General features: G+C 64.1%; 19 protein-coding genes and 4 pseudogenes. 12 read left to right on the top strand and 11 right to left on the bottom strand.

Annotated features, from left to right (window positions below):
- Positions 1–306: 306 nt before the first annotated feature.
- The 5 genes and pseudogenes from istB (AX725_RS11755) to AX725_RS11730 all read right to left on the bottom strand — a co-directional run.
- Positions 307–528: pseudogene (gene istB / locus AX725_RS11755) on the bottom strand (IS21-like element ISSsp4 family helper ATPase IstB); the annotation flags it as partial.
- A pseudogene (locus AX725_RS20565) lies at positions 528–880 on the bottom strand (IS21 family transposase); the annotation flags it as partial. The pseudogenes istB (AX725_RS11755) and AX725_RS20565, both read right to left, overlap by 1 nt.
- Positions 881–1003: 123 nt before the next feature.
- Positions 1004–1857: pseudogene (locus AX725_RS20560) on the bottom strand (IS3 family transposase); the annotation flags it as partial.
- Between the two features lie 457 nt (positions 1858–2314).
- Positions 2315–2527, bottom strand: a complete 213-nt coding sequence (locus AX725_RS11735) for a hypothetical protein (protein ID WP_156458495.1) — start codon at positions 2525–2527, stop codon at positions 2315–2317.
- A gap of 368 nt (positions 2528–2895) precedes the next feature.
- Entirely contained in the window at positions 2896–3492 is a 597-nt protein-coding gene (locus AX725_RS11730; RefSeq protein WP_202185046.1) for a hypothetical protein, read from the bottom strand.
- A 234-nt stretch (positions 3493–3726) separates the two neighbouring features.
- Between AX725_RS11730 and istA (AX725_RS11725) the strand changes: the two genes are divergently transcribed.
- From istA (AX725_RS11725) to AX725_RS11715, 3 genes are all read left to right on the top strand, one after another.
- Complete coding sequence (gene istA, locus AX725_RS11725) at positions 3727–5238, top strand: IS21 family transposase (RefSeq protein WP_017977238.1); 1512 nt, start codon at positions 3727–3729, stop codon at positions 5236–5238.
- Complete coding sequence (istB, locus tag AX725_RS11720; protein ID WP_017977237.1) at positions 5225–5953, top strand: IS21-like element helper ATPase IstB; 729 nt, start codon at positions 5225–5227, stop codon at positions 5951–5953. Before istA (AX725_RS11725) ends, istB (AX725_RS11720) begins: the two co-directional genes overlap by 14 nt.
- 514 nt (positions 5954–6467) lie before the next feature.
- Positions 6468–7202 carry an SDR family NAD(P)-dependent oxidoreductase gene (locus AX725_RS11715; RefSeq protein ID WP_017980752.1) on the top strand — a complete coding sequence of 245 codons (735 nt, stop codon included), beginning with the start codon at positions 6468–6470 and terminating at the stop codon, positions 7200–7202.
- A gap of 53 nt (positions 7203–7255) precedes the next feature.
- On the opposite strand, the gene AX725_RS20555 is transcribed toward AX725_RS11715, so the two are convergent.
- Positions 7256–7453 carry an integrase core domain-containing protein gene (locus tag AX725_RS20555; RefSeq protein WP_081609168.1) on the bottom strand — a complete coding sequence of 66 codons (198 nt, stop codon included), beginning with the start codon at positions 7451–7453 and terminating at the stop codon, positions 7256–7258.
- A gap of 204 nt (positions 7454–7657) precedes the next feature.
- Complete coding sequence (locus tag AX725_RS11710; RefSeq protein ID WP_017980753.1) at positions 7658–8764, bottom strand: CaiB/BaiF CoA transferase family protein; 1107 nt, start codon at positions 8762–8764, stop codon at positions 7658–7660.
- A gap of 250 nt (positions 8765–9014) precedes the next feature.
- On the opposite strand from AX725_RS11710, the gene AX725_RS11705 reads away from it, so the two are divergent.
- From AX725_RS11705 to AX725_RS11680, 6 genes are all read left to right on the top strand, one after another.
- Positions 9015–10559 carry a class I adenylate-forming enzyme family protein gene (locus tag AX725_RS11705; protein ID WP_017980754.1) on the top strand — a complete coding sequence of 515 codons (1545 nt, stop codon included), beginning with the start codon at positions 9015–9017 and terminating at the stop codon, positions 10557–10559.
- A gap of 35 nt (positions 10560–10594) precedes the next feature.
- Positions 10595–11383, top strand: coding sequence for an enoyl-CoA hydratase/isomerase family protein (locus AX725_RS11700; protein ID WP_024310683.1), 789 nt, complete (start codon positions 10595–10597; stop codon positions 11381–11383).
- On the top strand, positions 11380–12618 hold the full coding sequence (locus AX725_RS11695; protein ID WP_017980756.1) for a thiolase family protein: 1239 nt from the start codon (positions 11380–11382) through the stop codon (positions 12616–12618). The genes AX725_RS11700 and AX725_RS11695 overlap by 4 nt, the downstream gene beginning before the upstream one ends.
- Positions 12619–12660: 42 nt before the next feature.
- Positions 12661–13776: an acyl-CoA dehydrogenase family protein gene (locus AX725_RS11690; RefSeq protein WP_231292100.1), complete on the top strand. Its 1116-nt coding sequence runs from the start codon at positions 12661–12663 to the stop codon at positions 13774–13776.
- Positions 13777–13787: 11 nt separating this feature from the next.
- Complete coding sequence (locus AX725_RS11685; protein WP_017980758.1) at positions 13788–14702, top strand: SDR family oxidoreductase; 915 nt, start codon at positions 13788–13790, stop codon at positions 14700–14702.
- Between the two features lie 99 nt (positions 14703–14801).
- The gene (locus AX725_RS11680) at positions 14802–16997 is read left to right on the top strand and encodes a TonB-dependent receptor (RefSeq protein ID WP_020486663.1); all 2196 of its coding nucleotides are present in this window, start codon (positions 14802–14804) and stop codon (positions 16995–16997) included.
- On the opposite strand, the gene AX725_RS11675 is transcribed toward AX725_RS11680, so the two are convergent.
- The 4 genes from AX725_RS11675 to AX725_RS11660 all read right to left on the bottom strand — a co-directional run bounded on the left by AX725_RS11675 (position 16987) and on the right by AX725_RS11660 (position 21362).
- Positions 16987–17889 (bottom strand): LysR family transcriptional regulator, encoded by a 903-nt coding sequence (locus AX725_RS11675; RefSeq protein WP_017980760.1) that lies wholly within the window; start codon positions 17887–17889, stop codon positions 16987–16989. The two genes, AX725_RS11680 and AX725_RS11675, sit on opposite strands and share 11 nt — an antisense overlap.
- 138 nt (positions 17890–18027) lie before the next feature.
- Entirely contained in the window at positions 18028–18864 is an 837-nt protein-coding gene (istB, locus tag AX725_RS11670; RefSeq protein WP_066114260.1) for an IS21-like element helper ATPase IstB, read from the bottom strand.
- Positions 18861–20363: an IS21 family transposase gene (istA, locus tag AX725_RS11665; protein ID WP_066114263.1), complete on the bottom strand. Its 1503-nt coding sequence runs from the start codon at positions 20361–20363 to the stop codon at positions 18861–18863. The genes istB (AX725_RS11670) and istA (AX725_RS11665) overlap by 4 nt, the downstream gene beginning before the upstream one ends.
- A 426-nt stretch (positions 20364–20789) precedes the next feature.
- Entirely contained in the window at positions 20790–21362 is a 573-nt protein-coding gene (locus tag AX725_RS11660; RefSeq protein WP_007407197.1) for a recombinase family protein, read from the bottom strand.
- 191 nt (positions 21363–21553) lie between these two features.
- Between AX725_RS11660 and AX725_RS11655 the strand changes: the two genes are divergently transcribed.
- From AX725_RS11655 to AX725_RS11645, 3 genes and pseudogenes are all read left to right on the top strand, one after another.
- Positions 21554–22954 carry a TnsB C-terminal domain-containing protein gene (locus AX725_RS11655; RefSeq protein WP_004212864.1) on the top strand — a complete coding sequence of 467 codons (1401 nt, stop codon included), beginning with the start codon at positions 21554–21556 and terminating at the stop codon, positions 22952–22954.
- Positions 22881–23759: an AAA family ATPase gene (locus AX725_RS20550; protein ID WP_082736903.1), complete on the top strand. Its 879-nt coding sequence runs from the start codon at positions 22881–22883 to the stop codon at positions 23757–23759. The genes AX725_RS11655 and AX725_RS20550 overlap by 74 nt, the downstream gene beginning before the upstream one ends.
- A 150-nt stretch (positions 23760–23909) precedes the next feature.
- A pseudogene (locus AX725_RS11645) lies at positions 23910–25757 on the top strand (DUF4158 domain-containing protein); the annotation flags it as partial.
- Positions 25758–25793: the final 36 nt, after the last annotated feature.

Below are 25793 nucleotides of genomic sequence, written 5' to 3'. Positions count from 1 at the left end.
GACCATGCAGCCCGGTGACCACACCCCAAATTACACCTCATTGACGGACGTGACCCCATTCAGCCGTGAGCCAATCCGACAAGAGCGCCGCGAATGTCAACCGGCGCGCAAAACTGACCCCCTATCGGCGTCCAATATTGACCCCACCTTTCGGTAGTCAGGCGGTTATCCCGGTAGTCGATAGGAGGGGCCCACGGACGACGACGCGCACCGTCAGGTGTGCTGGCGGCGGCGTCCGTGGGAGGTCCCTGTTGACCCACCGGGTTAACCGCCGGGGATGGGGGTCCGGGGGAAGGGGTTTTCGGCTCAGTTCCGGTTTTTGAACCGCCAACTGTCATTGCCCGTCTCGATGATGTCGCAGTGGTGCGTGATGCGATCGAGAAGCGCGGTGGTCATCTTGGGATCGTGGAAGACGCTCGGCCATTCGCCGAAGGCGAGATTGGTCGTGATGATGACCGAGGTCTTTTCGTAGAGCTTGCTGATCAGGTGGAAGAGCATCTGACCGCCGGACCGGGCGAACGGCAGGTATCGCCGGCCTCGACGCGACGCTCACGCTTCCAGCGCGCAGCATAGCGCCGCACAGCGTCATAAGAGCCGCCAAACCCTTCGCGCTGGAGCAGATCATGGATCCGCGTCATGCGAAGCCGGTCACGCCGGGGCAGCCCTTCGTTCTCTTCAAGCAGCTCTTCCAGGCGAGTGCTGAAAGGACCGGTCTGCGGCCGATGCTGTTCCTTGCGCTCGTAACTGGCATCCGCGTTCGGCGCCCGGACGCCTTGCGCACCGTGTTGCGCGACAGCCGCAAATCCCGCGCTATCGCCTTGATCGGCTTACCGTCCCGGTGCTCCCGACGGATCCTCGTAATCGTCTCCACAACCAACATCCCTGTACCCGCCGTCGGAACCCAAACGGCGGCGCTTCTCACAATGAGATGAAGGGGGTCAATTTTAGACGCCGATCACCCCGCTAAGGGGGTCAATTTTGCACGCCGCTCCACAACGCCGAGCTCCCCGCACCATGCCAGCACGGCGTTGGAGGTCAGCTCGGTGCCGTTGTCGATGACGATCATGCCGGGCTTGCCACGCCGGGCGATCAGCTCCGTCAGCTCGCGCACGACCCGGCGGCCCGAGATCGAGGTATCGGGCACCGCTGTCAGGCACTCCCTGGTCACGTCATCGACCACGTTGAGCACGCGGAACCGGCGACCCGACGCCATCTGGTCATGCACGAAGTCCAGGCTCCAGCGCTGGTTCGGCAACGCCAGCACCGGAGCAGGTGCCCTCGTGCCCACAGCACGCCTGCGGCTGCGCCGCCGCCTGACTGCCAGCCCTTCCTCCTGGTAGATACGTTGGGTCTTCTTGCGGTTGATCATCACGCCCTCCCGGCGCAGCAGGATATGCAGACGGCGATAGCCGAACCGGCGACGCTGGTTGGCCAGCTCGCGCAGCTTCTCACGCAGATCGGCATCATCGTCCCGGGTGGAACGGTAACGCACGCTCTTGCGATCGGCATCGATGACACGGCACGCCCGCCGCTCGCTCATCCCGTGGCAGGCCTGGAGATGAGCCACAGCTTCCCGCATGGCGGCGGGCGTCAGAACTTTTTTGCCAGAAGATCCTTCAGCGCAACGTTGTCCAGCATCGTGTCGGCCAGCAATCGCTTGAGCTTCGCGTTCTCGCTCTCAAGCTCCCTCAGCCGCCGGGCCTCGGATACCTCCAGACCGCCATACTTCGACTTCCAGTTGTAGATCGTCGCTTCCGACACCCCGTGCCGCCGGGCCAAGTCAGCAGTCTTCGCCCCCGCCTCGGCCTCCTTCAGCACCCCAATGATCTGCTCTTCCGTGAACCTCAGTCGCTTCATCGTCTGTCCTTCCTTCAGGCCAGACTCTAATCAAGCTTGGAGGAAAATCAGGGGGTCACGTCAGTCCGGCACTACTTCCGGAACGAGAGGAGGAATAGCGCGCAGGGTCGAGGTAGAGGTCTCTGCTAAGCTGGTCAGAGCGATCCGCTCTTGCGATCGACCAGAGACTGGACGCGAATTCAACGGGCCTAGCGTGAATCACGCCGATCTGCAGACCATAGATTTGTTGCCGCCAGTTAGAAAAGACACATTCTCCGCCAGATAGAAATGACACTTGGTGGCAGCGGGGGCAGCGTGGAGCCATCCCACAGCGCAGCGCTGCCCCCGCTGATGCGGTGACCTATCGGCTCCTGACCCCGGACCCGCTGCGACAGCAGCGGGCTCGGTCACACCGCGTGCGCTTTCCCACGAGGATCGAATAGCGGGAATGACGAACCCGCAATGAAAGCAGGCGTTCTTAGTGGTCGAGCCTGACGCGCAAAAGGTTAGCCGCGACAATAGCGCCGAATGTCACCAGAAGACTTGCGCTAAGAACGTATTGAGTAGCGCCAGCAGGAAGTGGGCTGGTGTCACCCGCCGCTCGCAGGGCCATGAAACCGAGCAGGCTCACGACGAATGTCAGGGTCGGCAAGAGTGCGACCTTGATGCACAAGCGATTTGCTTTCGTCATTCGAGGCCTCCAATATTGTTGCTGTTTCAGTATGTACCACTTGCCGTTCGTGTTCGCCAGCATTCCCGGAAACGGAGGTCGGTCGAGAATGGCCGTGCCGAGTGAGCGGTGAAGCGCGCCTCAGCGGCTGGATTTCCCGGAATCTGTTCCCGATTGCTTTTTCCCGAAACGGCCTGGCTGACGTCGAAAAACGGGAAAGCTGGAAGCGTCTATCTGATGTAGGGGGCACCTCAAGGTTTGTCATATGGACAGCGGCAGTCGGAACAAATGGTCAACAAAAGCCTGAGCGTTGCCGCAAAGTATATTAAGTTTCGTGGGTTTGTGAGGTTGGACGAGTTGGAAGTTACCGGATCACCTCTCGTGATGTTTCACCCGCGGAGCTCGTAGTAGACGATCTGCCATCCATTCTTGGGACCGCGCCACTGGGTGATCTGAAAGCTATGGGCTTGTGCAGACCCGTCCAGGACGCGGCTACTCCACCGTAGCGTTTCATCGTAACTGCTTCCGGACGATAACGCACCCGCTATGCGCCGAATGGGCAGCTTGGCGGGGAGCCTGCGGATGCGTCGGCCATCGTTGCCGACAAAGATAACGTCTTCGGCCACGCTTCGTCTTGGAACAGCCAACCAGTCGACCTGTTTGCCGGCCTGCTCCTGTCGCAAAACAGACGCGATCTCTTTCGCATCGCTAACGGCTTGGATTTGGAGCTGTTCATTGGTGAGTTTTGCCGAGCACTCAGGTTCGATCGCTTGTAAACTTTCTGCCGCTAATGCCTTCGATCCATCCCGACGATAGTCGTCGATTTCCCAGCGCCACCCCTCAGCACTGTTCCGCCAAAGCGTCTTATATGATCCAACTCGATTTCCGCCATCGTACAGCCCGCCGATAACAACTGCCGACCCGCTCGGATCACAGGACGGAAAGACAAGTTCGGGTCTGCGCTCGGCATGGCTCTCGACACTCATCATTGTGAGCCACCACCTTCGGCTACTCTCGGCTGCTTGCAACATGCTGGCCACAGATGGAGAGCGCGCGGTTTCGGGCGCATGTTGTATTGGCCAGGGGTCGCTTTGTGGACCGAAACTGTGGATCGGCGTGGAAAAGGGACCCCGGTAGCGGGGTGATCGGCGTCGAAAAGGGACCCCTCATCCCGGTGGTCTAGGCTGTTCGCTTGGCGTGTGTCAGGCGGCGAGATCGGGATGCTGGTATTGGAGACGGTGTTGAGGATCCGGCGCGAGCACGCGTCGGGGAAGGCCATCAAGGCGATAGCGCGGGACTTGCACCTGTCGCGCAAGGTGGTGCGCAAGGCGATCCGGGCGCCGGAGGCGGACATGGGCTACCGGCGGGAGGTGCAGCCGCTGCCGAAGCTGGGGCCGTTTCAGGCGCGACTGGATGCGTTGCTGGAGGAAGACGAGGCACGACCGCGGCGCGAGAAGCTGCGCCTCACGCGCATCCACGACCTGCTGCTACGCGAGGGGTTCGACGGCTCGTACGACGCGGTGCGGCGTTATGCGGCTCGCTGGCGGCAGGCGCGGCGTCGCGATGTGATGGATGCGCCGGCGTTCATCCCGCTGCTGTTCCGGCCGGGCGAGGCGTATCAGTTCGACTGGAGCCATGAGGACGTCGAGATCTCGGGCAAGCCGATGCGTGTAAAGGTCGCGCATGTGCGGCTGTGCGCATCACGGGTGATGTATGTGCGCGCCTATCCCCGCGAGACACAGGAGATGCTGTTCGACGCGCATGCGCGGGCATTCGCCTTCTTCGGAGGCGTGCCGACGCGCGGCATCTACGACAACATGAAGACGGCGGTGACGAGCGTGTTCACGGGCAAGGAGCGGGTCTTCAACCGGCGCTTCCTGGTCATGGCCAACCATTACATGGTCGAGCCGACCGCCTGCTCACCGGCGTCGGGCTGGGAGAAGGGTCAGGTCGAGAACCAGGTGCAGACCGCGCGCGGCCGCTTCTTCCAGCCACGCCTGCGATTTACCAGCCTCGAGGAGCTGAACGGTTGGCTGGAGGCCGAGTGTCGGCGCTGGGCCGACATGCACCGGCATCCCGAGCGGAAGGAACTGACGGTCGCCCAGGCATGGGCAGCCGAACGGGCGGTGCTCCAGCCTGTTGTCGCGCCCTTCGACGGCTTCCACGAGAGCGAGCACGCGGTAAGCGGCACTTGCCTCATCAGCTTCGACCGCAACCGCTACTCCGTTTCTGCCCGGACGGTTCGGCGCGTTGTGCAGGTCCGTGCCTATGCCGACCGCATCCTCGTGCGCTGCGACGGTGAAGTCGTCGCCGACCATCCCCGGTTCTTTGGCCGGGACCGGACCATCTACGACCCGTGGCATTATCTGCCGGTGTTGGCGACCAAGCCGGGCGCCCTGCGCAACGGCGCACCGTTCCAGGGCTGGGAGTTGCCGCCTGCGCTGTCACGGCTGCGGCGCAAGCTCGGCGCCGGCGACGACGCCGACCGGCGGTTCGTGCGGGTGCTGGCGACAGTGCTCGATGACGGGCTCGAGGCGGTGGAAGCGGCCGTGCGCGAAGCATTGCTGGCCGGCACCGCCAGCGACGACGTCATCGTCAACATCCTGGCCCGCAGGCGAGAACCGCCACGACCGCTAACCATTGTCACCCCCGAGGACCTGGCGCTGCGCCATCCGCCCCGCGCCGACTGCAACCGCTATGACAGCCTGCGAGGTCTCCATGCAGCGGCATGAGATGATGACGGCCATGACCGAGTTGGGGCTGAAGGGCATGGCTGGCGCCTTCGACGAGGCGGTCACCACCGGTCTCCAGCGCAAGCGCACGACCATGGAGGTCCTGACCGACCTGCTGCGTGCCGAGGCGACGCACCGCCATGCAGCGTCGGTCCGTTACCGGATGTCGGCCGCCAGGTTGCCCGCGGTGAAGGACCTCGACGCCTTCGTCTTCGATGACACCCCCATCAACGAGGGACTGGTGCGCTCGCTATACAGCGGCTCGTTTCTTCCGGGCCGGCGCAACGTCGTGCTTGTCGGTGGGACGGGCACAGGCAAGACGCACCTCGCCACCGCCATCACCACCAATGTGGTACGGGCCGGCGCCCGGGGGCGCTACTTCAACACGGTGGACCTGGTGAACCGGCTTGAGGAGGAAACGCGTCTTGGCAAGGCCGGCACGCTGGCAGCCCAGCTCTCCCGGCTCGATCTGGTGGTGCTCGACGAGCTTGGCTACCTGCCGTTCGCCCGCTCGGGCGGCCAACTGCTCTTCCACCTCGTCAGCAAGCTCTACGAGCAGACCTCGGTCATCGTCACGACGAACCTCGCCTTTGGCGAGTGGCCGACCGTCTTTGGCGACCCCAAGATGACCACCGCGCTGCTCGACCGCATTACCCACCATTGCGACATCGTCGAAACGGGCAATGACAGCTGGCGCTTCAAGCACCGCAGTTGACGCCCAGGACCACCGGCAGAGAACGCTTCGCGCTGGTTGCGCCTCCGGTCGGGCTACGCCCGCCCTACGCCGCAACCAGCGCGAACAAAGCGCCCGTCATACCCGTCACGCTGCTCGACGAAGGGGGTCCCTTTTGCACGCCGATAGGGGGTCCTTTTTGGACGCCGATTGACAATCTCCGGGCGCGGCATGGCGAGCGGCCATCACGATAGCCGCTCGCATTCGGTTCCGGTCAGGCAAGCGATGTTCGATCGGCCTCGGCGGATCGCTGCACTCGAACCAGTCCATAGCGAATGGATACGATGCAGATGGCATCTCAGGGTGGACGGGCCACCCTTCAAGATTAGTGACGTGTCGACGGTGAAGGCGGCAGTGTCTGCGTTCAATTCGAGAGACCCGGGTAATAGGTGTCGATCGTCTCCAGAAGGAATCATTTCACTATGGGAATTGCGAGTATACATCCGCTGTTCGACGCTGTCTTCGAGGGCGCATCACTCGCCGCGAGTGTCGGATCATGAGCGGTCGGCTGGCTGGACGGCGCTTCATCGTCACGGGGGCCGCCTCGGGTATCGGACGCGCGACGGCCGAACTGTTCGCCCGGGAAGGCGCAAGGCTTGCGCTCATCGACCGTACGGCTGACGGCGTGCAGGCGGTGGCGGATGCGGTGTCTGCAGTGGCATTCGCTGCGGACATCGCGGATCGCAAGGCGGTGATCCGATGCGTCGCGGACGCCGTCGTCGCAATGGACGGCCTCGATGGCGTCGTCAATGTCGCCGGGATCCACCGCCTCAGGCTGATCGAGGACGCTACCGATGAGGATTGGGATGAGGTCCTGGCCGTCAATCTGACTGGTCCCTACACGCTCATCCAGGCCGCGCTCCCGCATCTGAGAAACAGCGACAAACCGACCATCGTCAACATCTCGTCGGGGACTGCGTTGATGCCAACGCTGAATGGCATGTCGGCCTATGTCGCTTCGAAAGGTGGGCTAGTTTCGCTGTCAAAGGCCTTGGCCTTTGAATTGGCGCCAAAGATCCGCGTAAACGTGATCTGTCCAGGATCTGTTGTGACTGGACTGCTCTCACCCGAACATGTGAAGTTCGCCGAGTCCGAGGCATCGCCCTATGCCCTCAGGCGCAGCGCGGACCCGATGGAAGTCGCGAATGGCATTCTCTATCTCAGCTGCGAGGAATCGTCCTACGTCACCGGGGTTGCGTTGGCGATCGACGGCGGGCGCACCTTTCATTGATGGGTGTAGATCGACGTCGAACCTGAAATCCGGTGTTTGACGGTCCCCGGTTTTCATCCGGGCGTGATGCGAGCGTCCGGCCTGCATTCGCCGGGGTTAACCCAAGCGGATGCAGCATATTCCACTGGCGTCGGCCAGCCAAGAGCCGTGTGAGGACGGCTCTTGTTATGCTCCCGTCGCCAAGCCTCGATCTTCGCCCGGGCGTCCGCCAGCGACAGCAACCGATGGCTGTTCAGGCACTCGGCGCGCAGACAGGTCGCTTATCCGCCTTTCAGCTGTCTGGGCGCACTGTGGTGCGGCTGTCAATTGCTGCAAACTTGCTCGGTCCAATTACGAAACGGTCGATGTGTCTGCTTATGAGCAGGTCCGCAAGACGGAAATGCGACCTCGACGCGCTTGGCGCTACCGCGCTGATAGCACCTTCTAGACGACTTCCGCCTCGCAGCCTGCTATTGTTAACAACCTCGCCATTCGGTAACGATCGACCCCGGCTGATGGGCGTCGGCGGAACGACTGCTCGAAATGGCGGGCGGCGTCTTCGAGAAACGCGGTGCCGGCACAGTTTGCGCAACGCCATTGATACTTCGATAGATCTGTCTCGCGGCGATATGCGGGTGCGATGCGGCCTCGTCCGGATCGAGCACCGGGGCAAAGCAGGCGTCGGACCCTTCCAGTAGCGCCGACCATTCCTCGCGCGTACGCTGTCGGAACAACGCCTCGAACCGTCGCGTGAGATCGGGCCAGCGCGCGGGATCGTAGCCGTCGGTGAAATCGGGGTCGTCCCCGAGCCCGAGTTTCTCGCGCAGCAGCGCATAGAACCTGGGTTCCAGCGATCCAACCGATACGAACCGATCGTCTGCGCAGCGATAGGTCGCATACCAGTGCGGACCATCCAGGATACTGCGGCCTCGATCACTGACGAAATGCCCGGCCGCCTTCAAGCTGAGCAGCAGATTCATAAGGTGCGCGCTTCCGTCGACGATCGCGGCATCCACGACCTGGCCACGCCCGGTCGCGCGCGCAGATAGAATGGCGGCGAGCAGACCGACTGCAAGATAGAGCGCGCCCCCGCCTAGGTCGCCGACCAAACTGGGCGGCGCGACCGGAGGCGAGCCGGGTTGACCCGCGTACCATAGTGCCCCCGACAGCGCGATGTAGTTGATGTCGTGACCCGCCGCCTGCGCGAGCGGGCCGTCCTGTCCCCAACCGGTCATCCGCCCGAACACCAGCGCCGGATTGCGGGCCAGGCACGGTTCGGGCCCGAGACCGAGCCGTTCCATGACCCCGGGGCGCATCCCTTCGATCAGAGCGTCGCAGTGCTCGATCAAGTCGAGGACGGTCGCTACGCTGTCGGGCTGTTTCAGGTCGAGGTGGACGAACCGCTTGCCCCGGTCGAGGATCGACGCGCTGCCTAAGTCGATCGCGTCGGGGCTTGGTGCCGGGCGATCCACGACCACGACGTCGGCGCCGAGATCGGCGAGCAGCATGCCGCAGAATGGGGCCGGGCCGATCCCGGCAATCTCGATTACGCGTATGCCGGCGAGCGGCCCGTGACCCTTCATGCGCTGTCCTCTACCTCGATCGACCACATTTCTGTGGGCTAGAGCTGTGTCGTGTCATTTCGTCCGCTCGAACAAATATGAAAAAGGGGAATACGGTTCGAACCCAATGAATTGGACAGCGCGACGACATCGTCCGATCCGGGATGACAAAGACTGACACTGCGTGTGCGGAGAGGCTGATGGCAACGATCCGGACTGACCTGGGCTACAATCTGCACGCCTGCCCCTTCGGCGTTCGGCGGCGCTGACGATGGAACTACGCAGCCAGTTGCGCCGAGCAGCCAGCCACTTCGCGTCCCGCGAGGCACTGGTGCACGGCGACCGTCGCTTCACGTTCGCCGGCGCCTGGTCGCGGGGCGTCCGCCTTGCCAATGCGCTGGCCGATACCGGCCTGCGGCCCGGCGACAAGATCGCGACGCTCGAGAAGAATTCGATCGAAGCCGCCGACATCTTTCTCGCGGCGGCCATCGGCAATTTCGTTCGCGTGCCGCTTTATGCCCGCAATCGCCGCGAATCCCATGCCCACATGATGCGCAGCACAGGTTGCCGGCTCGCGCTGGTCGATGCGGCGCTACGACCCGAAGTCGCTGGCTTGAACGAGGAACTACCGGACCTCGACCGGCTGATCGTGCGCGATGCGGACTACGAGCGCTGGCTCGACCAGGCATCAGACAGAGATCCCGATCCGGCAATCAAGCCCGACGACCTGTGCGTCATACGCCATACCGGCGGCACGACCGGCGCTCCGAAGGGGGTCGCGTACACGCACCGCAGTTGGATGACGATCTGCGCGGGCTTCCAAGCGGTCGGGCCACGACCGGACCCCGGGTCGACGGTACTGCACGTCGGCCCCTTGTCGCATGCGTCCGGATTCATGTTCTCGCCGTATTGGGCGATCGGTGGCCGCAACATCATGATGGACGCCTTCGATCCCGAGAGCTTTCTCGAGATTCTGGCACGCGAGAACGTCGGCTATGCCTTCGTTGCGCCAACCATGCTGAACGCGATCGTCCACCACGGCAATCCGCGAGGCCATGCCTTTCCCCAACTGAAATGCCTGCTCAGCGCCTCCGCGCCGGTGTCGGAAGCGACGCTACGCCGTTCCTGCACGATCTTCGGCGACGAGGTGCTGCACACCGCCTATGGCCAGACCGAGATCCTGCCCGTGACATCGCTTGGGCCGAAGGAATGGTTCGGCCAGACCGAGGGATCGACCCCGCTTCAGTCGGTCGGCCGCGCGATGCCCTTTGTCGATCTCGAGATACGCGATGCCGAAGGGCGCGCGCTGGGCCCCGACGAACCGGGCGAAATCGTTGCCCGGTTCGAGAACGGCCAGATGCAGGGGTTTTGGGATGATCCCGAGGAAACGTCGCGACGCATGGTCGACGGGTGGGTGAAGACCGGCGACATCGGCCGGGTCGACACCAACGGATTTCTTTACTTGCTGGATCGCGCAAACGACCTGATCGTCTCTGGCGGCTACAATATCTATCCGGCCGAGATCGAGAACGTCATTGCCGATCACCCGCTGGTGGTTGCCGCCGCCGTTTTCGGCATCCCGCACGAAAAATGGGGCGAAACCCCCCTGGCGGTGGTCGTCGTCGCACCGGACACGCAGATCTCCGAACAGGATATCATCGATCTGGTCAGTCAACGGCTGGGTTCGTTCAAAAAGCCTGCGCAGGTCGTCTTCACGACTGAGCCGCTGCCGCTGAGCAACGTCGGCAAGGTGCTGCGATCAAAACTTCGCGAGCCCTATTGGGCCGGCCACGCCAGTCGCATCTCCGGCGCGTGAGCGCTGTCCTGCCCGAAAATTCCGCGGAGCCACTCATGTCGTTCGAGAATATCACCGTAGAAACGCGCGGGCCCGCTTCTTGGGTGTACCTGAATCGGCCGCAGGCGCTAAACAGCCTCACGCTCGGGCTGGCGCACGACCTTGAGGCCGCTATCGAAGCGGCCGAAGCCGATCCGTCGGTGCGCACGTTCGTCATCAGCGGGGTCGGACGCGCCTTCTGCGCGGGTGCCGACCTGCGGGCGATCCGTGCCGGCGATACCCCTATCAGCACCGGTCTCGCGCATTTCCTCGGCGAGTTGGGCCGTGTGTTCACGCGGATCGAAGCATCGCGGCTGCCGACGATCGCGGCGGTCAACGGGCTGGCGCTCGCCGGCGGACTGGAACTGGTCCTGTGCTGCGATATCGTGATCGCGGCCGACGACGCTGTCTTCGGTGACGCACACGCGAACTACGGGCTGCTTCCGGGTGGTGGCGGATCGATCCGCCTGCCGCGCAAGATCGGCGCTGCCCGCGCCACTCGGCTCATGATGACCGGCGAGTCCATTTCCGCGCAGGACATGGAGCGCGCGGGGTTGGTCAGCCGCTGCGTGCCAGCGGCGGCGCTGGCGGAGACCGCGCAGGCACTGACCGAGACGCTGGCCGCGAAAAGCCCGCTTGGCCTGGCGCGCATGAAGGAGCTGGCGGCGCTCGCCGTCGACTGCTCGCACGAGGAGGGTTTGCGGCGAGAAATGGAGATCGTCGCCGCCTACGCAGACTCGTATGATCTGCAGGAGGGACTGGCAGCCTTCGCGGCGAAACGGCCGCCGGAGTTCGTAGGGCGATGAGCGAGGTCTTCATCGCCGGCGTCGGCATGACGTCGTTCGGTCGGCAATTGGACCGGAGCTTGAAGGCGCTGTCGGCCGACGCTTGCGCACAGGCGTTCGCCGATGCGGGATGCGGGCCGGCGAACATCGAGGCGGTATTCTTCGGCAATTGTGTCCAGGGCCATATGGAAGGCCAGGACATGATCCGCGGCGAGATCATCGCCCGCGCCATCGGTATCCACGGCGTCCCCGTCGTGAATGTCGAGAATGCCTGCGCGACAGCCTCGACTGCGCTGCACATGGCAAACGCCTATGTCCGCTCGGGCGCGGCGGACATCGTGCTGGCGATCGGCGCCGAGAAGATGTGCTCACCCGACAAGGCGCTGATGTTCAGCGCTTTCGACGGGGCTTGGGACGTGCATGAAACCGCGCGGAACCGCGATATTCTGTTGGCGATGGGTCAGGGCGTCGCGGTGCCGGATGGCTCGGTGTCTGCCCAGCCTTACAGCGTCTTCATGGACATCTATGCCGCGATGTCGCGCGCGCACATGAAGACCTACGGCTCGACACAGGCACAGATTGCTGCCGTATCCGCCAAGAACCATGGCCATTCGGTCGGAAATCCGCTGGCACAATATCGCACCCCCTTTACCGTAGAGGCGGTGCTGGCGGCGGCACCGATCGTGTATCCGCTGACGCTGCCGATGTGTTCGCCGATAAGCGACGGCGCAAGCGCAGCCGTCATCTGCAATGCAGCGGGCTTGCGCAAACTTGCCGTGTCGCCCGGCCGCGCAATCCGGATCCTCGCATCGGTGTTGCAGACCAGTTCCGAACGCGACGCGTGCGACTACGATCGGCACGTCACCCGGTTGGCGGCGGCCCGTGCCTATGCAGCGGCTGGCGTCGATCCGACCGACGTCGACGTCGCCGAGGTTCACGATGCGACTGCGATGGGAGAGATCATCGAAATCGAGGCGCTGGGCCTGGTACCGCCGGGCGAAGGTGGCATCGCCGCTGAGCGCGGCGAAACCGTCCTTGGTGGTCGCCTGCCGGTGAACCCGTCCGGCGGGCTCGAAAGCAGGGGTCATCCGATCGGCGCAACAGGTCTTGCCCAGATCTACGAATTGGTCGGGCAACTGCGCGGCGAAGCAGACGCGCGGCAGGTCGACGGCGCCCGTGTCGCGATCGCGCAGAACGGCGGCGGAGTGGTGGGCGTGGAGGAGGCTGTCGTCGCAGTCACCATCCTCGGTCGATAGGGAGCAGAGGGCATGGAATTCCAACCAGACGAAGAGCAGCGGATGGCGGTCGAAAGCGTCCGCCGTTTCCTCGACGACAAACTGGAACCTGAAATCCGCGGCCATGGCCCGGGCTTCATCCCTCGTCAGCTCATGCAGCGTTGGACCAGTGAGCTGACACAGTTCGGTCACATCACGGCACCGCATGCTGAGCAGTGGGGCGGGCTCGACATGGGCTGGCTGACGCATCTGATGGTCTTCGAAGAGATCGTCTATTCGTCGCTCGACGTTGCCATTCCGGGGTTCATCAACGCGGTGGGTATCGAGCTCATCAGGCGCAACGCGTCGTCGGATTTGCAGGATCGCTACTTGCCGGGCCTCGTCGCAGGTGAGCTCTTCGTATCGATCGGAATCTCGGAACCCGATGTCGGTTCCGATGTGGCGGCGGTGAAAACGCGGGCGGTGCGCGACGGCGACCATTGGATCATCAACGGCGAGAAGACGTGGATCACCAACGGGGCCTATTCGGACATACTGATCTGCACCTGTCGCACGGGCGATGACGAAATCAGCCACATCCTGATCGATCGCGCGGAAAGCCCGTACGAGGTACGCGACATCGAGAAGATGGCCTTGAACGGCCAGTCTACAGCGCAGATTTTTCTCACCGACTGCCGGGTGCCCGCGGGCAACACGCTGGGTCAGCCCGGGGACGGCTTGCGCAACACGCTGAAGGTGTTCGAGATCGCGCGTTGCCACATGGCGATGTGGAGCATCGGCATTGCCCGGCGCGCGCTGGACGAGGCGATCGCTTATGCAAAGGAGCGCACGCAGCATGGTCGGAAGATCGCCGGCCACCAGCTCATCGCCGACAAGCTGGCGACCATGGCGACGCAGATCGATGCCGCACGGCTGCTGACGCACCGGGCGATAGCGCTCGTCGATGCCGGCATTCGCGCCGAAACCGAATGCGCGATGGCCAAATGGTTCGCGACCGAGATGGCCATCGGCGTCACCCGCGACGCTCTGCAGATCCACGGGGGCAACGGCGTGACGAGGGACTTCATCGTCGAGCGACTGGCACGCGAAGCGATCATCTGTCCGATCCCGGATGGAACGACGGAAATCCAGAAGCTCATTATCGCGCGCGCGTTGACGGGCATCGGGGCGTTTCGCTGACGGAGGGTACGATGATGATCGACACTTTGCGTTACGACGGCCGGGTCGTGATCGTCACCGGCGCCGGTGGCGGGCTGGGTCGTCAGCACGCGCTGCTGTTCGGTGCGCGCGGCGCTCGCGTCGTGGTGAACGACCTTGGCGGTGGGCGCATGGGCGACGGCAGCTCGTCGACCGCCGCCGACCGGGTGGTCGAGGAGATTCGCCGCGGCGGTGGCGAGGCGGTCGCGAACTACGATTCCGTAACGGACGGCGCGCGGATCGTCACGACCGCGCTCGATGCGTTCGGCACGGTCGATGTGGTTGTGAACAACGCCGGCATCTTGCGCGACGTCAGCTTCGGTAAGATGACCGATGAGGATTGGACGCTGCTGCACGACGTGCACTTGAACGGGTCGCGCGCTGTCACGCAGGCGGCGTGGCCGGTGATGCGCGACAAGGGTTATGGCCGCGTCGTGATGACGACGTCCGCCGCCGCCATCTACGGCAATTTCGGGCAAGCCAACTACGCTGCGGCAAAACTCGGCATTCTCGGTCTCGCCAATGCGCTGGCGGAGGAGGGCCGCACCAAGAATATTCGGGTCAACACGATCGCTCCGATCGCAGCGTCGCGGATGACGGAAACGGTGTTCCCGCAAGATTTGCTCACGCGGCTGCGACCGGAGGCGATCAGCCCATTGGTAGGCTGGCTGGCTCACGAGGATTGCAGCGAAACCAAAGGCCTTTTCGAGGTGGGCGCCGGCTATGTCTCGAAACTGCGATGGCAGCGCTCACGGGGCCATCGCTTTGGCGACATGGCGGATTTCACGCCTGACGACATCGCGCGTCACTGGTGCGAGATAAGCGATTTCACGCATGCCGAATACCCGACGACGATCAACGACAGCCTTGCCGCGGTCCAACCCCCGGCAGGAGCCGGCGACTTATGACACGATGGAATAGATTGCCCGCATATTGAATTGGACGACCGCGTCCGACCATGCGACTCCGTTGGTCGATAATCATAAATTCTTGGGAGAGATGGGGCCATGAAACATTGCCTGTTCGCGTCCGTCGCCTTGGTTTGGGCTGGATCGGCATTTGCACAATCGGCACCGGTGGCGTCGCCGACGCCGGAGCCCCAACCCTCTGGCCAGACCGAAGCCGCGAGGCCGACGGCGACGGAGGCGCTTTCCGAAGAGATCGTCGTGACGGCCACCAAGCGGGGCTACGCAGAGAGCGTGCAGAACGTCGCCATCGCGATGACCGCATTCGGGGAAGCTCAGCTCGACGCGAAGTTCGTGCAGAACCTCCAGAGCCTGAGTTATGATGTACCCAACGTGCAGCTCGACGGCGTTGGCACTGCGCCTGGTTACGCCAACTTCACGATCCGCGGCCTAGGTATCAACAGCACCATCCCTTCGATCGACCCTACGGTCGGCGTCTTCGTCGACGGCATGTATCTGGGGATCAATGCGGGCGTCGTCCTCGACAATTTCGACCTTGAGGGGGTTGAGGTGCTGCGCGGACCGCAAGGATTGCTGTTCGGCCGTAACGTGACAGGCGGCGCGGTGGTGATGCGCACGACCCTTCCCCGCTTCACCTTTGGGGCCAATGCCAAGGTTTCCGTCGAAACGGGGCTCAAGAAGACCGTCAGTGGGATGGTGACGGGACCGCTGATCGATGACGTCCTGGCTGCCAAGCTGGCGGTATACTACAGCGACGACGACGGCTGGTTCCGAAACCGCTTTGACGGCAGGAGTTTCGGCAAGTCACGCGACCTGATCATCCGCCCGGCGCTCTCCTTCAAAGGCGGCGACGATTTCCGCATGGATATTCGCTTCGAGCATGGCGATGTCGATGGCGACGGCGCCCCGGTTCAAAGCCACGCCGTATTCCCACGCAACACCTTTGGTCTGTCGATTGACTTCCCGGGCTTCTACAAGGCGGTCTGGAACCAGGCGCTCGTCGAAACGAATGTCGATATCGGCCTGGGCGACGGCGTCATCACGAATATCTCGGGCTATCGTCAGTTTCGGTCGCGGACGGCGACCGATATCGATGGGACGCCGCAATCGTTCTTCAACGGCTTCTTCAATATTGCGCAGAAGCAATTGAGCAACGAGCTGCGTTATGCCGGGACATTCGGTGCGGTCGAGGTTACTACCGGCCTATACTACTTTACCCAGGATCTGAGGTATGCCGAGCGTCGCAATCTGCTGAACAATACCCGCATCGTTTCGGGTGGGGGGACCCAAGACCAGACCACATGGGGCATCTTTGCCTCTGCCGACTGGCATTTTACCGACACATTGACGGTCAATCTGGGGGGGCGTTACAGCTGGGAACGCAAGTTCGTGCGCGTGGGCACCTTGCGGGCGGACGGGTGCAATCTGGCCGCGCTCATCTGCAATACCAACTTCGTCGATTCCGATGACTGGAAAAGCTTTACGCCGAAAATCGGACTACAGTGGAAGCCGGATGACCGGACTCAGGTTTACGGCCTCTACACACGCGGTTTCCGCAGCGGCGGATACAATTTGCGCAATACCGACCCGGGCGTCCCGCCGGGGCCGTTCGATCAGGAGGTGCAGGACAGTTTCGAGATCGGGGCAAAGAAGCAGTTCGGCCGTAGCCGGCTGAACCTTGCCGCATTCCATAACCAGCTGGACAATCTGCAGCGGGAAATCATCGTTCCTGGTCCGCTCGGCGTCAGTCAGGTCATTCGTAACACGGCTGACGCGAAGATCCAGGGCGTGGAGGCGGAGGGTCAATTCTTCGTATTCCCCAATCTCGTGCTGTCTGGACAGGTGGGCTACGTCCACGGTCAGTACAGCAACGTCCGTTTCGACATCAGCGGCGACGGGATCATCAACGACGTCGACCGCAATCTGAAGCTGCCGCGGCTTTCGCCTTGGACCTATGGCGCGGGCATCACATACGATCAGCGACTGGGCTCGGTCGGCACCGCGACCGCACGCGTCGATTTTACGCACCGTGATAGTGCCCGCTTCACCGACAACAATATCGGTTTCCTGCCCGCGGCGGACATGCTCGACGCTAGCCTGACCTACACGACGACCGATCGCGTGTGGCGCGTCTCGATCTATGGCCGCAATTTGCTGAACGAGGTCACTTATGGCGGCGACACCCCACTCTCTACGGCGTTCGGCGGTGTCGGCGCCAGCCTGTCGCCACTCAACAAAGGACGCGTGATCGGCGGAGAGGTGGCACTCAGCTTCTAGGCATCCACGCTTGGCGCACGCGCGCGATCAGGTCCTTGCCTGCGGGCTTGATCGGCCATCGCGCGCGTGCGGCGTATGACAACACCAGCGGGTCGAGCAAGCCCGTGTCGAGCAATGGTACGAACGCATCGCGAAACCAGCGGCTTGCTGTGAAAGCCCTTGCCACCAGCCCGATGGTATCGGTCGCGGCGACGATCTGACGAACCAGCGGGAAGTGGTCGGTCAGGTGGATGCGATCTTCCGGGCGTTGCCCGTCCTGCTCATACAGCTGCTGGATGATCGGGGTGTAGGGTTCGGAAGAGGACGGAACGACAAAATCGAACCGCGCCAGCGACTGCTTGTCGACGGGATGGCGCGTTAGGATCGGGTGGTCCTTGCGTACGAACGGCAGGATTTCCACCGTCGCGATGCGATCGCTCTTGAACTGTGGCCAGCCGGCGAAGGCTGCCTCTAACCCGAACGCAACATCAATATCTCCGCGAGAGAGCAGTTGCACCGCACGCTCACTATTTCCCGAAACCGTTTCGATCCGGACGCTGGCACGCCGCTTCAGAAGCCCGATCGCCGGCCCCATGATCAACCAATCGATCGAGCCCGGAAACAGCCCGATGCGAAGCAACCCCGCAAACGGATCGGTGTTGCGGTCTCGCTCTCCCAGCAGATCGAGCGCATCCGCGAGCAGCCGTGCGGCCCGATCGATGAAGTCGCGGCCCTCCGGCGTCATTGCGACGCCGCGCGATGTCCGGTTGAAGATCGCGAAACCGACCTGTTGTTCGAGGTCGGCGACACTCTTCGTGACCGCCGATTGGGTCACGCCGACAGCCTTGGCCGCGCCGGAGAACGAGCCGACTCGCGCGACCGCAACGGCATATCTCAGTCGGGGATCGAGCACGGATAAACCTTTGCCTTTTCACTTGTCGTCCGCAACTGTAGCGCGACATTCAAGGTGAGAGTTGCGCGACGATCAGGATGAGAAGTTGATTGTCGCGGCGCGACATTGTGTGGGCATGTTGATTGTCGCTGGCAAGGTCTATTTGTCGTCCTGATTGTCGCGGACGGCTTCAAGGACCTTGGGCGTGGTGAAGTTGGCGGGTCGGCCGGGGCCTGACCGGCGTGCTTCGGCGGTTCGCCGCCGATAGCTTTCGACGTTCATCTCGAAGATCGTTGCGTGGTGGACCAGTCGGTCCACTGCGGCGAGCGTCATGGCCGGATCGGGGAAGATGCTGTTCCACTCGCCGAAGGGCTGGTTGGCGGTGATCAGCATCGAGCGGCGTTCGTAGCGGGCACTGATCAGCTCGAACAGGACCGATGTCTCGGCCTGATCGCGGCTGACATAGGCGAAGTCGTCGAGGACCAGCAGGTGGTACTTGTCGAGCTTTGCCAACGCGGATTCGAGCGCCAGTTCACGCCGGGCGACCTGGAGGCGCTGCACGAGGTCGGAAGTGCGCGCGAACAGGACACGCCAACCATTCTCGACCAGCGCAAGGCCGATGGCAGCGGCCAGATGGGTCTTGCCGCCACCGGGCGGGCCGAAGAGGATGAGGTTGGCCCCCTGCTCGAGCCATCCATCACCCGCGCACATGGCCATGACCTGGGCCTTCGATACCATCGGCACAGCCTCGAACGCGAAGGTGTCGAGGGTCTTTCCGGCGGGCAGTTTGGCCTCGGCCAGATGCCGCTCGGTCCGCCGCCGATCCCGTTCGGCGATCTCATGCTCGGCGAGCGCGGTCAGGAGGCGGGCGGCAGGCCAGCCTTCCTTGTCGGCGCGCGCGGCGAAGTCGCCCCACATATGCTTGATTGCCGGCAAGCGCAGTTCGTTCAGCATCAGACTGAGCCGCTGGGCGTCGATCATCGGGGATGTGCTCATGCCGCCTCTCCCCATCCGATCAGGCTGTCGTAGGAGGCCAGACGCCCGAGCTTTACATCCACCTGAGGTAATTGCTCAGGATCAGGCGAGAACCGGCTGCGCAGAGCAGCGATGTCAGGGCATCGCCGCGCGGCAAGATCGGCTTCGAGCAGTCCGGCAAGCTCAGCCTCACAGGCGCGCTCGTGCGCCATGGCCAGCAGATCGACGGTCATCCTGCAGGCGGCGTGCTCGCCTTCATGCTCCAGCAGATGCTCGAACATCCGTCGGTAGGCTTCGCGGGGGAACAGGCTATCGCGATAGACCAACCCCATAAGCGCCATCGGCTTGCGCCGCAGCGAGTGGATCACATGCCGGTAATCGACGATATGACCATGCTTGCCATTGTCGCCAGCGCGGCCGCGCACCAGGGTCATGAGCAGCGTGCTGCCCAGGAACAGATCGATCCGGTCATCATAGAGCCGCGCGCGCAGGCGGTGTCCGATTAGCCTTGAAGGCACGGTGTAGAACACCTTGCGCAAGGTAAAGCCGCCCGATGAGGTGACCCTGACCAGCACGGCCTCATAATCACTCGTGCGCGTATCTGGCAGCGGCTGCAAGGTCCGACGCTCGACATCGATCGAGGGAGCATGGCGCCGATTGCGCGCGGTCACGACCTCATCGATAAAGCCGCGATACGCCGCCAGATCAGCAAAGTCGCTGCTTCCCCTCAGCAGCAAGGCATCCCTCACCACAGCCTTGATGTGGCCGTGAGAGCTCTCGATCGAGCCGTTCTCGTGGGCAACGCCTGTATTGTTGCGGGTCGGCTCCATCCCGTAATGTCGGCACAGCGCATCATATCGCGTGGTCAGATCAGCGCGGGCATCGGCATCAAGATTACGGAACGCAGCCGAGAGGCTGTCCGTCCGGTGACGCCGCGGAGCACCGCCTGCGGACCACAAGGCGTTCTGCAGCCCCTCAGCCAAGGCAACAAAGCTCTCGCCGCCCAGGATCACATGGCAGTGCTCGAACCCGCCATAGGTCAGTCGGAAGTGATAGAGCATATGCTCCAGCGGCACGCCTGCGACCGTGACATTGAGATCGCCCATATGGGTGAAGTCCGACAGGCCAAGCCTGCCCGGCTCATGCAACTGCCGGAAGATGACCTCGCGCTCGGGCCCATGCAGCGCACGCCAGCCCCTGATCCGCCGCTCCAGCGTCCGGCGCGCAAACGGCAGATCGCCGTGCCGACGGCGCAGCTCCTCAAAGACCGCAATCGGACGCAGCCCGGGCGCTGCTTCCAACAGCGGCACAACCTCCTCGTCGAAGAACCCGGCAAGCGGATCGGGACGCCGCCGCCCACGGGGCGCCTTCTTCTGCGAAGGTAGCTGCGGATCCTTCAGCAGCCGGTAGCCCGCAGCCGGGCTCATCCCCGCCTTCGCCGCAGCCACGGCCACCGGGTGGTCTTTCCTCAATGTCATAAACAGCCTCATCTGATGATCGGTTATGTGACGGCCAGGCACACACGGGGTCCTCCTCAAAGGAAAAACCCCACCATACCCAACACCGCGATCATCTCCGGCAGCCCCCAAAAGGGTGCTCCGGTGTGGGGGGAACGGCTACGGGCTACGCCCTGCGCCGCTCCCCCCACACCGGATTCTCATCTTGATTGTCGCGCATTCTCATTCTGATTGTCGCGCGACACGCAACACCCCAAGTGGCCTTGTCAAAGCAACTAGACTTGCTTCGTTTAAGTGAAGAGGCATTCGCTCAGCGTGACGCGGTTCGTTCGAACCGCGCGGGACTGGTGTAATCGAGTGCGGAGTGGCGCCTGACGAGGTTGTAGAAGCCGTCGATATAGCGGGCAATGGCGCGCTTGGCTTGGACGCGGTGTAAACGCTCGCGCTAAGTGGCGGCATTCTGATCGCGCTATTTGTCGGCGAGCGTCGCTACGCGGCTACCGGCTTGGTCTCGGCCGATCGCACATAGGCGTAGAGTGTTGGCTTGGAGATGCCGAGCATCGAGCAAATCTTGGCGATCGGCATCGTGTTCTCGTGGTAGAGCCTGACGGCCAGGTCGCGCTTGTCCTTGCCGAGTGCGGCCGGCCGGCCACCCTTCTTGCCGCGAGCGCGGGCTGCGGTGAGACCGGCCTGGGTCCGCTCGCGGATCAGGTTGCGCTCGAACTCCGCCAATGCCCCGAACAGGTGGAAGGTAAGCTTGCCCGACGTGGTGGTCGTGTCGATCGCCTCGTGCAGGCTCAGCAGCCCGACCTTTTCCTCGTCGAGGTAGGTCATCCATCCGATCAGATCACGGAGCGAGCGGCCGAGCCTGTCGAGGCGCCAGACCACCAGTGTGTCGCCGGCGCGAAGCAGCTCCTTCACCTTTTCCAATCCAGGGCGAGCGGCAGTCGCCCCGGAGGCCTTGTCGGTGATGACCTTCTCGCAGCCGGCAGCCTTCAGCGCATCACGCTGGAGGTCCAGGTTCTGCTCGGCGGTCGATACGCGGGCGTAACCGATTTTCATGCGTAGGGCCGGTGGCGCCCCGATCGGGCGCGGTTTGGGAAGAAAGTCGTCATCGGCAGGTCTATGTTGCCCTAGTTTTCTTTACCGGGTAGATTTACGTCGAACAGGCCGGTTTGGCAACGCGAGCGGACTCGCATGGCGATGGGCAGGCAAATCTCCGTTTTCCTTACCTGCGACACGGACCGTCGGCGGTGACGCATCCGGCGCTTGTCCCGCCGCTGGCGATCGAGCGCTACCGCGTCCTTGAACCGCACCTCGCCGATGGCATCCCGCTCGCGGACCTCGCCCGCACCGGCACGCTGAGCGAGCGGACGTTGCAGCGCTGGCTCGGGCGCTACCGTGCCGAAGGACTTGCCGGTCTCGCGCGTCTGCCGCGCAACGATCGGGGCAGGCTGCACCTGCCGGAACATCTGGTCGAACTGACCCGCACTCTCGCCACCAAGCGCCCGCGACCCCCGGTCGCCGCCATTCACCGAAAGGTGCAGGAACTCGCCATCGCGCATGGACACCGAACCCCCAGCTATGCGGCCGTCGCGCGTGTCGTCAGGGCGATACCGGCAAGCCAGATCGCCGCAGCCTCCGATCCGGCCGTCTACCGCGACCAGCACGAGCTAGTGCATCGGCGCGAAGCCGCGACCTCGAACGAGATGTGGCAGGCCGATCATACCGTTCTCGACATTCTCGTGCTCGATGATGCCGGAACCCCGGTGCGTCCTTGGCTGACCGTCATCGTTGACGATCACAGCCGAGCCATCGCCGGTTACTTCCTCAGCCTCGATGCCCCCAGTGCCCTCAACACGGCGCTCGCCTTGCGGCAGGCGATCTGGCGCAAGCCCAATCCCGAATGGATCGTCAGCGGCATTCCCGAACAGCTTTACGTCGACAACGGCTCGGATTTCATCTCCGAGCATATCGAGCAGGCGTGCATCGCCCTCAAAATCCGCCTCATCCATTCGCTGCCGGGGCGTCCTCGCGGGCGCGGCAAGATCGAGCGGCTGTTCCGCACCATCAACGACATGTTCCTGCCCGACCTGCCCGGCCACCTGATCGCGGGCAAGCCGCTGTCGGCGCCAGTGCTCACGCTCGACGAGCTGCGCGCCCGCTTCGAGGCGTTCGTGTGCGGCGTCTATCATCGTCGCCCGCATGGCAGCACCGGCGAACCGCCGATCACGCGCTGGCAGAAGGGCGGGTTCCTGCCCGCAATGCCCGACAGCCTTGAACAGCTCGACATGCTGCTCGTGCACGTGCCCAAGCCCCGTAAAGTGCTGCGCGACGGCATCCGTCTGATGGGCAGGCGCTATGTCGAACCCACGCTCGCGGCCTTCGTCGGCGAGCAGGTCGAGGCGGTCTATGACCCCCGCGACCTGACCGAGATCCACGTCTACCACCAGGGCCGGTTCGTCTGCCGTGCGCTCAGCTCCGAGCACGCTGGGCACCCGTCGTTGCGCGCGATCCAGCGCGCCCGGCGCGGCGCGAAGGAGCGCGACAAGCAGGTGCCTGCCCCCACGGAGACCTTCGATGGCGACCAAGAGGATACGGCTTCCCGGCCCACCACCTACCGAGGGCTCCGGCTCTACGCCGCTGACGATTGATTTCCTGGTCGAGCAGCCGTTCCTGGCGACCCGCGAACATGCCCGGTTCGTCGAGTTTGCCGAAGCCTGCGCGCACTACCGCTATATCGGCGTGTGTCATGGCCGGCCGGGCGTCGGAAAGACGCGATCGGCGCGCGAGTTTTCCAGCTTCCCCGACCTGGGGGAATATGCCGCGCTCCGTCCCATTGCCGCGCTCCTTGGCGAAAAGGTCGCTCGCTGCCGCGCCGTCTTCTACACCGTGTCGGTCAGCAACACGCCCAAGACGATCGACGCGGTGTTGGGCCTCAACCTCATTAAGCTGGGCTATGCCCGGCTGACGGTCGCGGGCGGCTCGCAGGACGAAATCACCCATGACGCCGCCCGCATCGCCTGCCCCCTCGTCATCGTCGACGAGGCCGACCGCCTGACCATAAAGTCGCTCGAACATCTCCGCGACATGGCCGATCGCCACGGCTTCGGGCTGATCCTGATGGGTATGCCGGGCTTGGAGAAGCGCCTCGCCCGCTATGCCCAGCTCTACTCGCGGATCGGCTTCGTCCACGAGTTCAAACCGCTTACCGAGACCGAAATGCGGCTGCTGCTCGCGACCCACGCCGGCGATTTCGGGATCAGCTTCGACCCGGCCCAACTCGACGCGATCGAAGCGCAGGCAGCCGTGATCCGCATCACGCGCGGCAACTTCCGGCTCATGGAGCGCCTGTTCGCGCAGATGCGGCGGATCATGACCCTCAACCGCGTCGAGGAGGTCACCGCTGACATCGTTCAGGCCGCGCGCGATTGCCTCGTCATCGGACCCGGCAACTGACAAATAGCGCGATCAGAACGCCGCCATTTAGCGCGAGCGTTTACACCTCGTGGCGTGACCGGTCAGGGCCGCTGTCGCGAAACTTGAGAGTTACGCGACACCTCGCACGTGTCGGCCATAAACTATACGCTCCCGGACAGGGGGTGATCGATGGCCAGACGCGATCTGTTAACGGGCGACGAACGCCGCGCGTTGTTCGGCGTGCCCCTCGACCATGCCTCGCTCGCCAAGCATTACACGGTTGCCGATGAGGACCGGCCACTGATCGAAGCGAAGCGCGGCGACGCCAACCGGCTCGGCTTCGCGCTGCACCTCGCCCTGCTGCGTCATCCCGGCTTCGGCATACGCCACGACGATGTCGTCCCCGATTTTCTGATCCGGCACCTGGCCGCGCAACTCGACATCGCGCCCACAGCGTTCGAGGGCTACGCGCATCGCGCCCAGACCCGGCTCGAACACGCCTGGGAGGCGATGGAGCGTTTGCGCCTGCGCGCGTTCGAGGCGGCCGACGTCCCCGGCGCGCTCGGCGCAGCCACCCGCGCGGCGGAAGCGACCGAACGGGGCAAGCCGATCGCCGCGGCAGTGCTGGGCCATTTGCGTGCTGCCCGGATCGTTCTGCCCGCGCCCGCCCGTATCGAGCGGATCGGGGTGGCGGGGCGCGCCATGGCGCGCCGCCTCGCGGCCGACACGCTGGTCGATGCGCTTGCTCCGGAGCAGGTGACGGGGCTGGATGCGTTGCTGATCGTGGACCAGGATCGCAGCACGACGCCGCTCGCGTGGCTGCGCGACACGTCGGACAGCCCGACCGCGCGCAATCTCGCCGGCATTCTCGCCCGGCTCGCGCACGTGCGCCGGCTCGGGCTCGACCCGGGCATGGCCGGCCGCATCCACGAGCACCGCTTCGAGCAGCTCGTGCGCGAAGGCCACGTCGCGCCCGCGTTCCTCCTGTCCGACTACTCGCTCCGCAGAAGGCGCGCGACACTCGCCGCAGCCGTCATCGACCTGGAAGCGCGGCTCGCGGACGCCGCGATCGAGATGTTCGGCAAGCAGACCGGCCTCCTGTTCGCCAGGGCCAGGGCCGCGCAGAAGCGCGGCATCGAGGCGACCACACGCGACGTGAACCGGCTCATGCGGCTGCTGGGCGCCACGGTCGGCGCACTCCGGGTCGCGCGCGAGGACGGGTTGGACGTCTGGGCGGCGCTCGACGACGGGGTGGGCTGGACGAGGCTTCTGGACGCCGAGAGCGAGGCGACCGCGATCGCCGACCTGACTCGCGACGAGCCGCTGATCCGCGCGGCGGGGCGCTACATGACGATGCGGCGCTACGCGCCCGCGTTTTTTGACGCGTTCCGGTTCAAGGCGGCAGGCTCGCGCGACGGCGTGCTCGGCGCGATCAAGGTCGTGCGCGCGCTGAACGCGACCGGGCGGCGAGACGTACCGGCCGATGCGCCCATGCCGTTTTCCAGAAAATGGAAGGCGGCGATCACCGAGGGCGGCGTCATCGACCGCCGTCGCTACGAAACCGCCACGGTCGCGACCGTGCGCGAGCGGCTCCAATCGGGCGACCTGTGGGTGGAGGGTACGCGCGAACACCTGCGCTTCGACAGCTATATGCTCCCGCCCGGCAAAGCGGCCGAGATCGCGCTCACGCTGCCGTTCGACACCGACGTCGGCCGCTACTTGGAGGGGCGCGCCAGGCTGCTCGACTGGCGGTTGCGCCGGTTCGCAGGCTCGCTGAAGCGCGGCACGCTCGACGGCGTGGAGCTGCGGGGCGGTAACCTCAGGGTCAGCCCGCTCGCGGCCGTAACGCCCGCTGCGGCCGACAGGCTGGACGCGGCCGTCGACCGGCTCATGCCCCGCGTGCGCATCACCGAGCTGCTCGCCGAGGTGGAAGCCCGCACCGGGTTCCTGTGCGCATTTCCGGAACTGCGCTCGGGCCGCGCCCACTCCAACCCGCAGGCCGTGCTCGCCGCGATCCTGGGGTCCGGTGAGAGAATGTTCGAAAACGTACGCTAAGGGATCAGAGCGATTGCA

Source organism: Blastomonas sp. CCH9-A1 (genome assembly GCF_001557175.1).
GTDB lineage: Bacteria > Pseudomonadota > Alphaproteobacteria > Sphingomonadales > Sphingomonadaceae > Blastomonas > Blastomonas delafieldii_A.
The sequence above is the reverse complement of the archived record's forward strand: the minus strand, read 5'-3'. Positions and strand labels throughout refer to the sequence as shown.

Excerpts from the sequence above, each read along its gene's own strand:
- AX725_RS11705 (WP_017980754.1), top strand. The coding sequence starts at position 9,015 with ATGGAACTACGCAGCCAGTTGCGCCGAGCAGCCAGCCACTTCGCGTCC.
- istA (WP_017977238.1), top strand. The coding sequence starts at position 3,727 with ATGCTGGTATTGGAGACGGTGTTGAGGATCCGGCGCGAGCACGCGTCG.
- istB (WP_017977237.1), top strand. The coding sequence starts at position 5,225 with ATGCAGCGGCATGAGATGATGACGGCCATGACCGAGTTGGGGCTGAAG.
- AX725_RS11680 (WP_020486663.1), top strand. The coding sequence starts at position 14,802 with ATGAAACATTGCCTGTTCGCGTCCGTCGCCTTGGTTTGGGCTGGATCG.
- AX725_RS11715 (WP_017980752.1), top strand. The coding sequence starts at position 6,468 with ATGAGCGGTCGGCTGGCTGGACGGCGCTTCATCGTCACGGGGGCCGCC.
- AX725_RS11660 (WP_007407197.1), bottom strand. The coding sequence starts at position 21,362 with ATGAAAATCGGTTACGCCCGCGTATCGACCGCCGAGCAGAACCTGGAC.
- AX725_RS11690 (WP_231292100.1), top strand. The coding sequence starts at position 12,661 with ATGGCGGTCGAAAGCGTCCGCCGTTTCCTCGACGACAAACTGGAACCT.
- AX725_RS11700 (WP_024310683.1), top strand. The coding sequence starts at position 10,595 with ATGTCGTTCGAGAATATCACCGTAGAAACGCGCGGGCCCGCTTCTTGG.
- AX725_RS11735 (WP_156458495.1), bottom strand. The coding sequence starts at position 2,527 with ATGACGAAAGCAAATCGCTTGTGCATCAAGGTCGCACTCTTGCCGACC.
- AX725_RS11730 (WP_202185046.1), bottom strand. The coding sequence starts at position 3,492 with ATGAGTGTCGAGAGCCATGCCGAGCGCAGACCCGAACTTGTCTTTCCG.
- istB (WP_066114260.1), bottom strand. The coding sequence starts at position 18,864 with ATGAGCACATCCCCGATGATCGACGCCCAGCGGCTCAGTCTGATGCTG.
- AX725_RS11685 (WP_017980758.1), top strand. The coding sequence starts at position 13,788 with ATGATGATCGACACTTTGCGTTACGACGGCCGGGTCGTGATCGTCACC.
- AX725_RS11695 (WP_017980756.1), top strand. The coding sequence starts at position 11,380 with ATGAGCGAGGTCTTCATCGCCGGCGTCGGCATGACGTCGTTCGGTCGG.
- AX725_RS11710 (WP_017980753.1), bottom strand. The coding sequence starts at position 8,764 with ATGAAGGGTCACGGGCCGCTCGCCGGCATACGCGTAATCGAGATTGCC.
- AX725_RS20550 (WP_082736903.1), top strand. The coding sequence starts at position 22,881 with ATGGCGACCAAGAGGATACGGCTTCCCGGCCCACCACCTACCGAGGGC.